Genomic DNA, 14,577 nt, shown 5'->3' with positions numbered 1-14,577 from the left:
GGCTGCGGCGACGGCGGTCAGTTGACCTTGCGGTCCGCGTCCTTCCAGAAGCGGTCGCGCAGTTCGCGGCGGAGGATCTTGCCGCTGGGGTTGCGCGGCACCTGGTCGATGAACTCGTACTTGGCGGGGAGCTTGAAGCTGGCGAGCCGGTCCACCAGGAAGCGGTGCAGGTCCCGGGGGGTCGGCTGCTCGCCGGGGACGGCGACGACGAAGGCGTGGATGGTCTCGCCCCAGCGCTCGTCGGGCGCGCCCACCACGCACGCCTCGCGCACGCCCGGGTGCGCCTCCAGGGCGCCCTCGATCTCGGCGGGGTAGACGTTCTCGCCCGCGACGATGACGGCGTCCTTGATGCGGTCGCTGATGAACACGTAGCCGTCGGCGTCGAGGTAGCCGGCGTCGCCGGTGTGGATCCACTCGCCGACCAGCGTCTCGCGGGTCTTGTCGGGCAGGCCCCAGTACTCGACCATGCGGGCCGGGGTGGCCAGGCACACCTCGCCGACCGTCCCGACGGGCAGCTCCTTGCCGTCCCCGTCGATGACCTTGGCGCGCACGCCCGGGTACGGGTGGCCCGCGGCCTTCATCCGGGGGTGTCCCGGCACGTGGTCGGCCGGGGGCAGGCACACCGCGGTGTTGCCGGTCTCGGTGAGGCCGTAGATCTGGGCGAACTCGCAGCCGAAGAGGGCCAGGCTCTGTTCGAGCAGCGCCTCGGAGATGGGCGAGCCGCCGTAGACGATCTTGCGCAGGGTGCTGAAGTCCGCCGGGCTCACGCCGGGTTCGGCCAGCATCATGCGCAGCATCGCGGGCACCACGCAGGCGGTGGTGATGCCCAGGTCCTTGATCAGGGCGTTGGCCTGGTGCGGCGCGAAGGCGCGCATGGCGACGACGGTCACGCCGGCGCTGAAGTTCTGCGTGGCCCACCACAGGCCGCCGACGTGGAAGCCGGGGATGCCGATCAGGGCGATGTCGCCGGCGCGCCAGTCGATCCAGTCCAGGCCCTGGGAGGCGAGCGCGTCGCGGATGGCGAAGAAGCTGCGGTGGGCGAGGACGACGCCCTTGGGCAGGCCGGTGGTGCCGCTGGTGTAGATCTGGGCGACGGGGGTGTCGGGGGTCGCGGGGCGGTTCACCTCGGTGTCGGGCTGGGCGCCCTTCCAGGCGGCGAAGTCGACGGCCGCGGCGCTGGGCGCGTCCTCGCCGGCGGTGGCGGGGCGCGCGCCGGTGCTCAGCCGGACCACCGTGGTCGGCACGGCGTCCGGCACCCGGTCGATGACGGGTGCGAACTCCTCCTCCAGCAGGAGCAGTTCGCTGCCGGAGTCCCGCAGGATGTGGCTGACCTCGGGCGCGGTCAGGCGCCAGTTGATGGGCACGAGCACGGTCTGGCTCTTGGCGCAGCCGAAGAGGATCTCGTAGTAGTGCTCGGATTCCTTGCCGAGGTAGGCGACGCGCGCGCCGGGCGCCAGCCCCGCGGCCTCGATGGCGCGCGCGATGCGGTTGCTCTCCCGGTGCAGGTCCCCGTACGTCAGGACGCGGCCCTCGCACAGCACCGCCGGCACGTCCGGCTGCCGCTCGGCGTGGAAGCGCGCCGTCTCGTCGAGGGTGTGCAGGTTCGGGTGGTAGAGCCTGCCGTCGGCTGTACGCGTCATCGTGGAATCGGCCATGTCCTGCGCCTCCGCATTCGGTCCGTGGTGCGGGCCGCCGCCCTTTTCTCGGCGGCCCGCACCACGGCAGGTGTTGTCGCTGTGTGAAGGTGACGGCTAAGCGACACCCACGAAAGCGAGGGTGGCCTCGCCGTCGCAGCGTCCGCCGTCGGCGTCCCAGTACCGGTACGACGTTTCGGCGAGCAGCATGGGATCGCCGCCGCCCGGAGTACGCCGGGTGAGCGAGAGGAACGTCATCTCACCGGAGAACGAACGGGGATTGATCGGTCGCCGGAAATTGCTGCCGAAGCGGGCGATGAGGATATCCGGAAGCTGGTGCCGCCAGTAATCCTCCATCGCCCACGAGGCGAATCCCGGCATCAGTCCCTCTTGCACGGACTTGGCGACCAGGTAATACATCATCTGGTTGTAACAGATGTTCACCTCGACCGCGTTGAGATGCCCGGTGTCGTCGATGTAGCACGACTCCGGAATGGCGAACTCACAACGCGCCGTGCCGAGTCCCGCCTTGGCGCTGACCTCCGCGGAGAGCAGGTACTTGCAGTTCTCCTTGTAGGGGCGCAGCACCGGCGGGAGCAGCTCGCGGTCGGTGGCGTACCACTCGGGTGCCGACGGCTTGTCCCCGACGGCACGTTCGGCGGTGTGGGTCGCCATCAGACCGTGAGTCCGTCGTAGAGCTTGTGCTCGTCGTGCACGGTGACCCGGAACGAGGAGGTGGGCTCGGGCGCTGAGGTGTGCAGGGCGCGGTGGATCAGGCTGCGGTTGTCCCAGACCAGCAGGTCGCCCTTCTCGAAGCTCTGCAGGTGGATGTTGTCGTTGGAGAAGGTGTCGTCCAGCTGCCCGGTGGCCTGGAACAGGTCGTGCAGCAGGTCGGTCTCCAGCGGCTTGCCCTCCGCGTCCTCGATGTCCACGGTGAAGCCCTCGCTGATGTAGAGGACCGTTTCACCAGTGATCGGGTGGGTGAAGGTCGTGGGGTGCACCACCGGCGGGGTCTTGGTCTCGACCTCTTCGATGATCTCGGAGATCGGGCGGTAGACGTCGTGCGGGCGGATCTTGAAGTACTTGCGGACGGAGTGCCGGCAGCGCGTGCCCTCGGCCGCCTTCTTGAGCTCCTCCGGAAGCGCCTCGTACGCCTTGCCCATGTCGATGAAGTACGTTCCGCGGTTCTTCTGCGGAATGACCTGGGGGTAGATCAGCGTGATGCCGAACGGGTCCGGCATGAACATGTAGTCCGCGTGCCAGAACTTCCCGGTCTTCGGCACGCCGATCTGCTTGCCGTCCTTCGGAACGTTGGACGAGACGAACACCTCGGGCACGTCGGGGTGCTGGTACATCGGCTCGTAGTACGTCTCGGGGCGGCCGAGCCGCTTGCCCAGCTCCAGGAATTGCGCGGGGTCCAGATCCTGGTTCTTGAGCACCGCGATTTTCTTCGTGTAGACGGTTTCCTTGAGCTTCTGGATGTCCTCCTCAGAAGCGCTGGCGTAGTCGAACCCGTGCACGGCCGCGCCGAGCTTCTTGCCTTCCTGCGGGACGATCTCCATGGTGACTGCCTTTCGGGAAATAAGGATGGAACCGGATCTGTCGAAATTGGCTCGGGGAGGGCGTCTACGGCTGTCCGGCAAGCCGCTCGTCAATGAGCTTGGCCGTGGCGCCGAGGCTGAGGTCGGGGTGCAGCTCGCTGTCCTCGATGGTCACGCCCAGCTCGCGTTCGACGTGCATGACGATCTCCACGAGCGTCAGCGAGTCGACGTCGAGCTCCGCGTAGGTCGCGTCCGGGGTGGTGTCCTCCGGCGGGGCCTCGTGCAGCTTGGTCAGCAGGGCGATGAGTCGGTCATAGGTGGCGCTCATGGTGCGAGAGGTCCTCCCTCTTGGGCGGTTACGGGTGCGGCTGCCGCGGATGCGGTCGGCGTACGGGGCGTCAGGTCGGGCCAGCGCAGCACGCAGGAGCCCCAGGTCAGGCCACCGCCGAAGGCGGTGAGGAGCACGCGGTCCCCGGGCTCGATAACGTTGCCGGCCGCCGCGTCCGCGAGCGCCAGCGGGATGGAGGCGGCACCGGTGTTTCCGACCGACTCGACGTTGGAGACACAGCGCTCACGCGGGAGGCCGAGATCGTCGGCGACCGCGCGCAGGATGCGCTGGTTGGCCTGGTGCGGCACGAGGTGGTCGACGTCGTCGACCTTCCAGTCGGCGGCGGTGAGCGAGGCGCGGACGGAGGTCGACATGCGCGTGATCGCGTGCCGGAACACCGCCCTGCCCTGCATCGAGAAGTGCCGGTCGGCGTGGCTGGGTTGTTCGTCGCGGCGCGAGCGCTGCCGGGAGCCGCCCGCCGCCACCATGATCATCTCTTCCTCGGCGCCGTCGCTGCCGAGGTCGAAGTGGCCGATGGCGCCGGGCTCGTCGGCGTCGCCGGCGCGCAGCACGACCGCCCCGGCGCCGTCGCCGAAGATGATCGCGTTCGCGCGGTCCAGCGGGTCGATGATGGAGGTGTACGTGTCCGCGCCGATCAACAGCACGCGCTCGGCGACGCCCGCGGTGATCAGGCCGGCGGCGGTGGCCAGACCGTAGACGAAGCCGGTGCACACGGCGCTGACGTCGAAGGCCGCGACGCCGGCCAGGCCGAGCCGGTGGGCCACCAGCGGCGCGGTGGCCGGGCAACTCCGGTCGGGCGTGGTGGTGGCCACGACCACGGCGTCCACCCGCCCGATGCCGGCCGACTCCAGCGCGCGCCGGCCCGCCTCGACGGCGAGGTCCGAGGTGGCCTGGCCGGGGTCGGCGAAGTGGCGCTGGCGAATCCCGGTGCGGGTGGCGATCCACTCGTCGCTGGTGTCGAGGTAGGTGGACAACTCGTCGTTGGTGACGATGCGCGGCGGCAGCCAACCCGCGAGCCCGCACAACACGGCGGCACGCGCCGGCCGCGCGCCAGCCGCACGCGGGGCGTGTGCGAGGGCTCGTTCGTCGGGTTCGGGCGGTGGGGCGGCATCGCTGGGCACGGCGGTCTCCTCAGTCGGCGAGCAAGTCGGCAAGCAGGGGCAGCGGGTTCGGTCGGGTACTGGTGTGGGGGTGGGGGCCCGACCGGCGACGGGCGGTGGCGGGGGGCCGACCGGTTGGCGGAACCGTTACCGGCTCGGGGTCCTCCTGAGCGCGAGGAGCACGAGCGCCCCGCAGCAGATGCCGGCCGCGATCAGGTAGCTGACCAGGCGTACGCCGTCGACCAGCCCGTCGCGCAGCGCGTCACCGGTCAGCCCGTCGCTGCGCGGGTTGGCCACGGCGACCAGCAGCGCGAGCCCGACGGCGCCGCCCACCTGGAGCGTCGTGGAGGCCAGACCCGACGCGATGCCCTGGTCGCTCGGGGCGACGCCGGAGGCGGCCACGATCCACAGCGCGGTCCAGGCCGCGCCCTGACCCAGGCTCAGCAACACCAGTCCGGGCACCAGGCGCCCGTAGGAGCCGCTGTCGGTGAAGGCCACGGCGAGCGCGACCGCGCCGGCCGCGCCGAGCAGCAACCCGCCGAGCAGCGTGACCCGCACGCCGAAGGCGGCGACCGCCCGCTCGCCGACCTGGGTTCCGGCCGCGACCATGACGGCCGGCAGCAGGAACGCCAACCCGGTCTCCAGCGCGCTGTAGTGGTGCACGAGCTGGAAGTAGCGGGTGAGGAAGTAGGGGACGGAGGCGAAGGTCGCGTTGAACACGGCGGCCAGCGCCATTCCGGCCACCAGGGAGCGGTGCGTGAGCAGCCGCACCGGGGTGAGCGGATCGCGGGTGCGCGACTCGATGACCGCGAACGCCGCGAGCAGCAGCGCCGAGCACAGCGCGCACAGCACGGTGGCCTTGCTGGTCCAGCCGACCTCGGGCCCGCGGACCAGCAGGAACACCAGGAGCGTGATGCCCGCGGTCGCGGTGACGGCGCCCAGGGCGTCGAAGTCGCGCTCTCGCGAACGCGGCGGGTCGGCGGGGAAGAGCAGCCACCCGGCCACCGCGATGGCCCCGGCCAGCGGGACGTTGACCATGAACACCGACGGCCAGCCGAACGCCTCGACCAGGACGCCGCCGAGCAGCGAGCCGAAGCACAGCCCGCCGGCACCGGCCGCGCCCCACACGGCCAGCGCCTTGTTACGGCGCGGGCCCTCCTCGTAGATCGTGGTGATCAGCGAGAGCGTGGCGGGGAACAGCAGCGAACCGCCGATGCCCTGCACGGCGCGCACGGCGACCAACAGCCAGGCCGTGTCGGTCAGCCCGCCGATCAGCGACGAGCCGGCGTACAACCCCGCGGCCAGCACGAACATCCGGCGGCGGCCCAGCAGATCGGTGGCCCGGCCGCCGAGGAGCAGGAACCCGCCGGTGGCCACGACGTAGGCGCTGACCACCCACTGCAGGTCCTGCTCGGAGAAGCCGAGGCCCTCCTGGATGCTCGGCAGGGCGACGTAGACGATGTTGAAGTCGAGTGCGATGACGAGCTGCGCGGCGGCCAGTACGAACAGGGACAGCCCAAGCCGCTGACGAGGTGGTGCGGGTGACGACGTTATTGCGGACATCCTCGGACATTCCCCCTTAGGAACCTGCTGAAATCACGACAGCGGTTCCCCATGCCTCGTGCGGTGGATCATCACTGCGATGCGTACGGCGAATCATTGCTGGGTGCCGAAATGCTGCACCAGACACTGAATGACCGGCCCCGGCGACGGGCCTCCCCAGCCCGTGAACACCTGGCCACACGTCATTGGGCGACTCGCCCTGGATGCTTGCTCACCCCCATCGGCACGGCAAGCAATTGGCCTTCTTTTCGGCCTGGCTCAGATTCCGGTTGCAGTTCTGGTTAAGGCGTCACTGAGCGTCTTCATGACAAGTGGGATTCAGCCACTCGGAGTGGCGCGTTCCCCTCTCTCCCTCCACAGGAACATCCGGCGGGCCAGGGCGTTACCCCGCGAAAGAGTGAGCGAAACACCGTTGAACTTCGCGCTTTTTGCCCGGTTCAGGGGTCCCGTGGACCGCTCCGAACAGACTCTTTTCGGCCACCGCCAGGTGAGCGTACAGGGGCAGGGATGACCGATTCAAGCGGCTAGGCAGCCGAAATGCGGGCACCAGGGAAGCATTCCCACCGTCATTCGGAGGGAGCCGTTCCGGGGTGCCAGGAAGGGCCTTTTTCGGTAGTCGGACGAGAAAGACATCGAGTTCCCGACAGACCCGAAGTTCTTCATCACATGCTGCCTTGGCATAGACCAAGCTGTCTAGACGTTGGGCGGTTGACGAGCGATTTGCGCCCGCATAGGACGATGCCGACCGCCGTTCACCCGAAAGCCCACTGGACCAACGGGAGGCGACCGGGAACCCGCGGTATGAGGCGTCTCAAAGCCGCCCGTTCGCCGCCGGGCCCGACGCATTCCTCCCGCACCCGCGATAGCGCCCGCCAAGTCGGGGGAGCATATACGGCTACGGTGCGTCGCGATCTCCTCGCCCAGTGTCCACCTGGCGTTCACCGGAATCCGCTTCCGGACACACGACTGCCGCCGTCCGTCGCGAACGACGAACGGCGGCAGTCGTACCTGGTGAGCGCGGGTTCGGTCAGTCCTCGCCCATCAACTTCCGGATCTCCGTGATGAGCGCCACCAGCGCCGCGCGCTCGGGCACGGTGGTGTCGGGGTGCCACAGGTCGACCAGCAGGCAGGTGCGCGGGCGGGTCCCGGAGTTCCACGCCTCGTGCTCAAAGGAGTAGTCGAAGAGCAGGCACTTCCCCTCCTCCCAGGAGCGGGTCTCCCCCGCGACCTTGATCCCGCAGCCCTCGGGGATGTCCACCGCCAGGTGCAGGTTGATGCTGAAGTTCCACAGGTCGGAGTGCGGCTTGATGGCGGCGCCGGGCAGCAGCGTGGAGAAATGGCATTCGAGGAGCGGGCAGATCTTCTCGGTGTCGACGGCGAACTCCTTGAGCACCTTGTACGCCGTCGGCGCCGTCGGCTGCGACTCCGCGACCAGGCCCCCCTTGCGGTAGAGGTAGAGCGCCTGCCAGTCATCCTGCGGCGTCAGGTAGTGCTCGTAGTTGGAAAAAGCCTCGCGTCGCGCGGCCCAGGCCGTCTCCAGTTCCGACTTGATCGCTCCGTGCTGCTCCTCGAGGGCGGCTATGAAGGGCGTGTGCTCGGCATGTCCGTACGGATCGTGCCAGGGCTGCTGGGAAATTCCCGGCATGATCCACTTGGCGCCCTGTTGCAACGGGTGGCGCTCCTGCTTCTTGCTGTCGAGCATCTCCTCCACGCGCTCGATGGAGTCGGAGCCGTACTCACTCCGGATCGCGGCGAAGGCGTTCTCAATCTCCGGTGTCACTGAATTCTCCTGATGGTGAGAGAAAAGGTGAGGCAAAGTTAGGGGAGAAAGCGTAAGAGGGGGGAATGGCACTCGTGGAACAGGGCGGGGAACAGCGGCGGCGACGGGGACCGCGCGGCCTCGTCCCGCCGCGGTCCGGACAACCGGGGCATACCCCGATGGCCGGATACAGAAGCTCGCTCGATCCGGCCACGTGGGGTGGCCGGATCTTGTCGAGCACAGGCGTGCCTCCCCCGCGCGCCACCCGACGACCGGCGCGCGGGCTCGATATCGACGGCGGTGCGCCGGTCAGGCCGCGAACGCGACCCCGGACACCTCCGCCGTGCGCAGCAGCGTGATGAGGTCCTCGCGCGCCCTGGCCACCCGGGACCGCACCGTGCCGACCGGGCAGCCGACGACGGCGGCGGCCTCCGCGTAGGGCAGTCCGAGGAGCTGGGTGAGGATGAACGCCTCGCGCCGGTGCGGCTCAAGGGTGTTCAGCAGGTCGAGCAGGGCGACGCCCTCCTCGAAGCCGGGCAGCCCCGACGGCTGCGCCCCCTCGGCGGCCGACTGCCAGTTGGGGGCGTCGGCGACGCGGGGCCGGGCGGCGGCGGACCGGTAGCGGTCGATGACCACGCGGCGGGCGATCGAGAGCAACCAGGTACGCGCGTAGGAGCGTCCAGCAAAGCGCGGCAGGGAGTTGAGTGCGCGCAGGAACGTCTCCTGGGTGAGGTCGTCCGCGCTGTGCACATCGGCGCTCAGATGGGTGACGAACCGCCAGACATCCCGGTAGGTGGCGCGTACGAAGCGCTCGACGGCGGCGGGGTTGCCATCCCGTGCCGCCAGCGCCCAGTCGGTCACCTCCTCGTCGTCCGCGGGGCGGGACGGTCCGGGGCAGGCCCGGACTAGGGCAGGAATCATCGCAACGGAGTCCTTTTGGGGGCTGTGTGCCGCGCCATGGGTGACCACGGCCCGGCGATGACAGCTCCGCACGCCTCACTCGGCCACGCCGGTGGCCGCGGCGCCGGCAAGGGCACCGACGTCTTCGGCGCGGGGCACAGCGAGGGACCGCGGGGCCTGGAGCCGACGCCTTGCGGGGCCGTCTTCGCGGGAACGACCACCGGCATCGGAACTGCGCCCGCCACCACGGCATGGGCGCCCGACGGGGCGCGGGTGACGGTGCGTTCAGCGCAGGGCGAGGCGGTGCGGCGGCGCGCGGCCGGCCAGGACGTGGCGCAGGAAGAGTCGGCGCGGACGCCGGACGCGCGAGGTGCGGGTCAGGCGTGGCCGTGGACATCGGCGCGGGCTGGCGACCAGACCGCGGTAGGCGATGCGCAGGGGAACGAAGACGGCGGCGGCCAGCGCGCGGCCGAGCCGGTAGGCGGCGCGCTCGCCGCGCCACAGCCACAGCCCGCAGGCCAGGGCCGCCAGTACGTGCGCGAGCAGCATGCCCCAGCCGTGGCAGAAGGGTGTCAGGCCCTCCAGTCCGTCCGGGCCCGCGCCCTGCGGGCCGGCGGCGGGTCGGGCGAGGGGTTCGGCGGCGTCCGCGGCGCCCGGTCGCCCCGTGGGTGGGGAGAGCCCGGCACGCGCCTCGTACGCCGCCCCGGGTATGTGGCCCGCGTGGCCGTGCGCCGTCATCGACGCCGACCGGTCCATCAGGGAGAACAGCACGTGGAGCGCGAGTTGGGACATGACGGTCGCCCCCGTCACCGCGAACGCGCCCCGCTCGCGCCCGGCGAGCCACCAGGCGGCCGACGCCGTCCCGGCGAACGCGCTGCCCAGCGCGAGCGGTGACACGCCCGTGCCGGAAGCGAGTGAGTGACCAGCGGCGGCGACGGCGACGCACACGGCCGCGAAGGTCGCGGCTCGTATGGCGCGGGACGCCAACCCAATGGTCATAGTCGACATGTTGCCAGCCAGCACTGACAAGTGGTGCAGACCAAGGGGAAACTTTGCCCACGATCGACACGTTCATGACACGAACGCATATTGTGACTAACCGTCTGTCCAGCCTGGTGAGACGGGGTTTTGACGATCCGTCGACGGAAATGTGGACTGCCGCCTTCCATGATCCGGCGCAGCGTCGGCATGTCCGAAACACTGCGGTGGTCACGGCCCGACCGCCATCACCGAACCGTTCTTCCGCCCCTCGGAACCGCTCCCCCGCGCCGACGCCCCCGCCGGCACCCGGTCCGTCCCCTCCGCATCCGCGCGTCGTCGCCGACGGCCGGGCGCCCGCGGGCGTCGACTCCCGGCGCACGGCCGGGCCCACCGGAAGCCGGCCGCTCGGCCGGGGCGGTGCGCCGGCACAGGCGGCGGGCCGGGCCGGGCGAGCGGAGGCCGGCGCCGCGCGCGGGGCGGGCGGGGCCGACTCCGTGCGGGCCGGGCGGCGCGAGCGGGCCGGGCGGTGGCCGGGCCGCGCTCCGCGCGCGCCGTCCGGTGCGGCACACGAAAGCGCCGGGCGGGGCCGGGGCGGGGATGTGACCTGCGACCGAGCCGGGACCCCCGTCGGATTGTCTGCTTCAATAGGGGCATGGCCAGCCTCCACAGCACCGCGACAGGTCGCAGCGACCTTGAGCCGTTTTGGCCTTCTCGCCAGGGGCATCACTTCGACCGCGAGTGTTGTCGCGCGCTCTGACGCGCGGGCCCGCTCACTGCGCTGACGCCTGACGCCCCCCGGGGACGTCGGCTCTCCGGCCGCCAGCCCTGCCCGCGCGCACGACGTCCATGACGCCCTCTGCGCGAAAGAGCTGACCTCTCATGACCCACGCACGCTCGCTGTCCCCCTCGCCCGCCACCTCCGCTTCTCCGGTCTCCTCGGTGGCTTCCGTGCCTCCCGTCTCGTCCGTCTCCTCGGCACCCTCGGCCGCGCGCCTGTCCCCCAGCGCCGCCGGCTCCCCCGTCTCCGCCGCGTCCGCCGCCACGCCGCTGCGCGCGGCGCGCCCGCAGCCGCCCCGGCAGCGGCTGCGGGCGGTGGCCCCCGACGAACTGCCGCCCGTCGCGGACCTGCTGCACGCGGACGCCACCTGGCTGCCCGCTCCCGCGCACAGCCTGCCGACGCTGCCCGGGCAGCCGCCGATGGTCGGCTACCTGGTCTTGGTCCCGGCCGACCGGCGGCCCGGGGCCGCCCCGGTGGCGCCGGCGCCGGCCGCCGCCACGCACGGCGACGCGCTGATCCAGATCGACCCCGAGCAGCGCGCCGTCCAGGTCGCCGGCCGTCCGCTGGACCTGACCTACCTGGAGTTCGAGCTGCTGACCCACCTGGTCGCGCACCCGCACCGGGTGCACACCCGGGACCAGTTGGTGACCACGGTGTGGGGTTACGGGCACGTCGGGGACGGCCGGACCGTCGACGTCCACATCGCCCGGCTGCGTCGCAAGCTGGGCGCGGAACACCGGGCGGCCATCGTCACCGTGCGCCGGGTCGGCTACAAGTACGCGCCCATCGGCTAACTCACGTACCGCGGGCGGCCCTCCACGGGCGCGGGTCGCGGTATAGCGTGCCCGTATGGAACTCGACCGCTTCATGCCCGAGCACGACTTCCGGTCCGTCTACAGCCGTCGGATCGCGGCCGATCCCGCGACGGCCTGGCGCGCCTTCCAGGAACTGACCGTCGAGGAACTCCACATCACGCAGATGCTGACCGGCATCCGCTCGCTGGGCACACTGCGGCTCAGCGGGCGGGTGTCGGAGACGGCGCCGGTGCCGCTGTTGGCGCGTGACGAGCTGGCCGAGGTGCGCGGGAAGATCGCCAAGTTCTGGTACGTGCGGCCCGAGGTGGCCCCGATCCCGGACGGTGACCCGGCGGCGTTCCGCGACTTCACCGAGCCCGGCTGGGCCAAGACCGTCACCGGGGCCCGGGTGGTCGCCGACGGCGACGGCAGCCTCATGACGATCGAGACCCGGGTGCGCTGCACGGACGAGCGGTCCCGGCTGATCTTCGGGGCGTACTGGCTGGCGATCCGCGCGGGCGGCGCGGGGCTGGTCCGGCTGGAGATGTTGCAGGCCGTCGCACGGCGGGTCGAGCCGGTCGCCGCGGCGGCCTGACGGCGCACGGCGCCACCGCGCCGCCCACCCGCTCGGCCGCTCGCCCGCTCGCGTGCGCCGCGGTTCACCGGGCACGCGTACGCCGCCGCCGGACACGGCATTCCGTGTCCGGCGGCGGCGCGTGGTGTGGGCCGGGCCTTGGTACGGGCCCGAAGTCCGAGGGCCCGTGGCCCGGCGGGGGCATCCGCCGGGCCGCCGGGGTCAGGGGCGGCGTCCCCCGTCGTCGTACGGCCGGCCGTGGCCGTCGTACCCCTGGCCGCTCCCGGGCCGCTGGCCCGGGCCGGCGCCGTAGCCGGAGTGGTGGCCCTGACCGAAGTCCTGGTCGTGGCCGGCCCGCTGGGCGTACGGGCCGGGGGCAGCGGCCATCGCGGGCTGGTGGGCCAGCGGGCGGGTGGTGGGCTCGACGGGCTCCTCGCCGTGCGAGAAGTGCGGGAGCCAGCCGAGCCAGCGGGGCAGGTACCAGTTCTTCTCGCCGAGCAGCGCCATCACCGAGGGCAGCAGCACCATGCGGACCAGGGTCGCGTCAAGCAGGACCGCGACCGCCAGGCCGACGCCCATCTGCTGCATGTCCTGCATGGACAGCATCGCGAAGACCGCGAACACGGCCACCATGATCGCCGCGGCGCCCGAGATGGAGCCGGCGGTGGCCTGGACGCCCTCGACGATCGCCGCCCGGGTGGAGCGGCCACGGTCGTGCGCCTCCCGGATGCGGGAGACCACGAAGACGTGGTAGTCCATCGACAGGCCGAACAGGATGACCAGCACGAACAGCGGCATCCAGGACTCGATCGCGCCGACGCTCTCCATGCCGAGCGCTCCGGCGCCCCAGCCGTGCTGGAAGACCGCGACCATCACGCCGTACGCGGCGGCCACCGACAGCAGGTTGAGCACGATCGACACCAGCGCGATGGGCACCGAGCGGAAGCAGACCAGCATCAGCACGAAGGTCATGGCGATGATGAACAGGAAGACCGGCACGATGCCCGTCTTGAGCTGTGCGTTGAAGTCGACCGAGCCGGCCAGGTCACCGGTGACGTACGCCTGCTCGGTGGCGTCGGCCAGCGTGCTGGGGATGACGTCCTCGCGCAGGGTGGTCAGGGCGTGCTTGGACTTCTCGTCCGAGCCGTTGCCGGCCAGCGGTACGTCGATCTCCGCGACCCCCTTCTCCGGGTGCGTGACGACCTCGACGGTGCCGAACTCGCCGCTCGCCGCGGCCTTCTTCCTGAAGTCGGCGACCGCGTTGACGAAGCCGGGCGCGGTCACGTCGGCCTTGACGACCACCTGGGCCGGGGAGGGGCCGCCGGGGAAGGTGTCGGTGATCTGGCGGAAGGCGACCGCGATACCGGCGTCCTTGCCGAACTGCTTCTCCAGGCCGAGCTGCTCCGTCTTCATGCCCAAGGCCGGCGCTCCGAGCGCCACCAGCACGACGGCGGACAGCACGGCGAACACCTTCGGCCGGGCCACGACGGGCTTGATCAGCGCGGTGACGAGGCCGGTCTTCTCGGGCCGCGCGGCCCGACGCTCGGCCCGGCGGCCCAGGAACGGCAGCCGGCCCTTGTTCACCCGGTCACCCAGCCAGGACAGCATCGCGGGCAGCACCGTCACGGAGCCCAGCATGGCGATGAAGACGACCACGATGGTGGCCACCGCGAAGCCCTTGAACAGCAGCAGCCCGGAGAAGAACATGCCGGCCATGGCGACCATCACCGTGAAGCCGGAGACCAGCACGGTGCGCCCACTGGTGGCCGCGGCGATGCGCAGCGCCGTCTCCGCGTCCCGGCCAGCGGCCCGCTCGTCCCGCTCCCGGCGCAGGTAGAACAGGCAGTAGTCGACGCCGACGGCCAGGCCGACCAGGAACATCACCGAGTTGATGGTGGGCGTCAGGTGCATCTGGTGGCTGACCAGCGCCAGCACGCCGAAGGTCGCGACGCAGGCGGTCAGCGCGAGGATCACCGGGAGCAGCGCGGCGACCGCGGCGCCGAAGACGACGAAGAGGATGCCGAGCGCCAGCGGTACGGCCGTGAACTCGGCCTTCTTCATGTCCTCGCCGAGCACGGTGTCCAGCCAGGTGGCGGAGCTGGCTTCGCCGAACTGGTAGACCTCCAGTTCCTTGTGGGATTTGGCCGCCTTGTCCACCAGGTCCATGACGGGGTCGACGCGGTCGCCGGCGGTGTCCGCGTCCCCCTTCATGTCGAAGCTGATCAGGCCCTCCCGTCCGCTGTCGGAGCGGACCGGGTCCTTGACGTCGTCGACCTCTCCGGTCTTCTCGATGTCGGCGGCGAGCTGGTCGGCGACGGCGCGCCAGCCGTCCGGCTCGGCGCTGCGCACCATCACCATCTCGCCCGCGGGGGTGGTCAGGCCGGCGTCCTCCAGGATCTTCTCGGCCTTGACCGAATCGCCCGCGCCGTCCTCCGAATTGGTCATCTCGACCATGCCCGACGCGCCACCGACGACGGCGAGCAGCACGACGAACAGCAGCCAGCCGAAGATCGCGGTCTTGCGGTGGCGGGTGCTCCACCCGCCGAGCCGGGCCGCGAGGTTCTGCTTCATGGCGTTTCTCCCCCTGAGGTAAGGACCGAGTAA

Annotated in this window: 12 protein-coding genes; 2 read left to right on the top strand and 10 right to left on the bottom strand. The window is 71.1% G+C overall.

Features of this window, described 5'->3' with window-relative positions; translation table 11 throughout:
* Nucleotides 1-17: 17 nt before the first annotated feature.
* The 9 genes from H7H31_RS26465 to H7H31_RS26425 form a co-directional block, all read right to left on the bottom strand.
* Nucleotides 18-1,655, bottom strand: a complete 1,638-nt coding sequence (locus H7H31_RS26465; protein WP_187062965.1) for a long-chain-fatty-acid--CoA ligase — start codon at nucleotides 1,653-1,655, stop codon at nucleotides 18-20.
* Between the two features lie 96 nt (nucleotides 1,656-1,751).
* Nucleotides 1,752-2,309 carry a (2E)-enoyl-ACP glycyltransferase gene (scoD, locus tag H7H31_RS26460; protein ID WP_187062964.1) on the bottom strand — a complete coding sequence of 186 codons (558 nt, stop codon included), beginning with the start codon at nucleotides 2,307-2,309 and terminating at the stop codon, nucleotides 1,752-1,754.
* Nucleotides 2,309-3,196, bottom strand: a complete 888-nt coding sequence (gene scoE, locus H7H31_RS26455) for a (3R)-3-[(carboxymethyl)amino]fatty acid oxygenase/decarboxylase (protein WP_187062963.1) — start codon at nucleotides 3,194-3,196, stop codon at nucleotides 2,309-2,311. The genes scoD and scoE overlap by 1 nt, the downstream gene beginning before the upstream one ends.
* Nucleotides 3,197-3,260: 64 nt before the next feature.
* A complete protein-coding gene (locus tag H7H31_RS26450) occupies nucleotides 3,261-3,503 on the bottom strand; it encodes an acyl carrier protein (protein WP_187062962.1) in 243 nt (80 codons plus the stop codon).
* Nucleotides 3,500-4,552, bottom strand: coding sequence for a beta-ketoacyl-ACP synthase III (locus tag H7H31_RS26445; RefSeq protein ID WP_232110370.1), 1,053 nt, complete (start codon nucleotides 4,550-4,552; stop codon nucleotides 3,500-3,502). The genes H7H31_RS26450 and H7H31_RS26445 overlap by 4 nt, the downstream gene beginning before the upstream one ends.
* Before the next feature lie 219 nt (nucleotides 4,553-4,771).
* Nucleotides 4,772-6,187: an MFS transporter gene (locus tag H7H31_RS26440; protein ID WP_187062960.1), complete on the bottom strand. Its 1,416-nt coding sequence runs from the start codon at nucleotides 6,185-6,187 to the stop codon at nucleotides 4,772-4,774.
* Nucleotides 6,188-7,214: 1,027 nt separating this feature from the next.
* Nucleotides 7,215-7,967, bottom strand: a complete 753-nt coding sequence (locus H7H31_RS26435; protein WP_187062959.1) for an aspartyl/asparaginyl beta-hydroxylase domain-containing protein — start codon at nucleotides 7,965-7,967, stop codon at nucleotides 7,215-7,217.
* Nucleotides 7,968-8,255: 288 nt separating this feature from the next.
* Nucleotides 8,256-8,867: a sigma-70 family RNA polymerase sigma factor gene (locus H7H31_RS26430; protein WP_187062958.1), complete on the bottom strand. Its 612-nt coding sequence runs from the start codon at nucleotides 8,865-8,867 to the stop codon at nucleotides 8,256-8,258.
* Between the two features lie 264 nt (nucleotides 8,868-9,131).
* Nucleotides 9,132-9,845: a hypothetical protein gene (locus H7H31_RS26425; protein ID WP_187062957.1), complete on the bottom strand. Its 714-nt coding sequence runs from the start codon at nucleotides 9,843-9,845 to the stop codon at nucleotides 9,132-9,134.
* A 975-nt stretch (nucleotides 9,846-10,820) separates the two neighbouring features.
* Between H7H31_RS26425 and H7H31_RS26420 the strand changes: the two genes are divergently transcribed.
* Both H7H31_RS26420 and H7H31_RS26415 read left to right on the top strand, forming a co-directional pair.
* Nucleotides 10,821-11,399 carry a winged helix-turn-helix domain-containing protein gene (locus H7H31_RS26420; protein ID WP_187062893.1) on the top strand — a complete coding sequence of 193 codons (579 nt, stop codon included), beginning with the start codon at nucleotides 10,821-10,823 and terminating at the stop codon, nucleotides 11,397-11,399.
* 55 nt (nucleotides 11,400-11,454) lie between these two features.
* Nucleotides 11,455-11,994 (top strand): hypothetical protein, encoded by a 540-nt coding sequence (locus H7H31_RS26415; protein ID WP_187062890.1) that lies wholly within the window; start codon nucleotides 11,455-11,457, stop codon nucleotides 11,992-11,994.
* A 201-nt stretch (nucleotides 11,995-12,195) separates the two neighbouring features.
* Here H7H31_RS26415 and H7H31_RS26410 read toward each other — a convergent pair whose 3' ends face one another.
* Nucleotides 12,196-14,544 carry an MMPL family transporter gene (locus tag H7H31_RS26410; protein ID WP_187062889.1) on the bottom strand — a complete coding sequence of 783 codons (2,349 nt, stop codon included), beginning with the start codon at nucleotides 14,542-14,544 and terminating at the stop codon, nucleotides 12,196-12,198.
* Nucleotides 14,545-14,577 lie beyond the last annotated feature (33 nt).

The organism is Streptomyces buecherae, assembly GCF_014295035.1.
GTDB lineage: Bacteria > Actinomycetota > Actinomycetes > Streptomycetales > Streptomycetaceae > Streptomyces > Streptomyces youssoufiensis.
Note: the sequence above shows the minus strand (reverse complement) of the source record. Positions and strands in the feature narration are given on the sequence as shown.

Excerpts from the sequence above, each read along its gene's own strand:
- H7H31_RS26425 (WP_187062957.1), bottom strand. The coding sequence starts at position 9,845 with ATGACCATTGGGTTGGCGTCCCGCGCCATACGAGCCGCGACCTTCGCG.
- scoE (WP_187062963.1), bottom strand. The coding sequence starts at position 3,196 with ATGGAGATCGTCCCGCAGGAAGGCAAGAAGCTCGGCGCGGCCGTGCAC.
- H7H31_RS26465 (WP_187062965.1), bottom strand. The coding sequence starts at position 1,655 with ATGGCCGATTCCACGATGACGCGTACAGCCGACGGCAGGCTCTACCAC.
- H7H31_RS26415 (WP_187062890.1), top strand. The coding sequence starts at position 11,455 with ATGGAACTCGACCGCTTCATGCCCGAGCACGACTTCCGGTCCGTCTAC.
- H7H31_RS26440 (WP_187062960.1), bottom strand. The coding sequence starts at position 6,187 with ATGTCCGCAATAACGTCGTCACCCGCACCACCTCGTCAGCGGCTTGGG.
- H7H31_RS26410 (WP_187062889.1), bottom strand. The coding sequence starts at position 14,544 with ATGAAGCAGAACCTCGCGGCCCGGCTCGGCGGGTGGAGCACCCGCCAC.
- H7H31_RS26430 (WP_187062958.1), bottom strand. The coding sequence starts at position 8,867 with ATGATTCCTGCCCTAGTCCGGGCCTGCCCCGGACCGTCCCGCCCCGCG.
- H7H31_RS26450 (WP_187062962.1), bottom strand. The coding sequence starts at position 3,503 with ATGAGCGCCACCTATGACCGACTCATCGCCCTGCTGACCAAGCTGCAC.
- scoD (WP_187062964.1), bottom strand. The coding sequence starts at position 2,309 with ATGGCGACCCACACCGCCGAACGTGCCGTCGGGGACAAGCCGTCGGCA.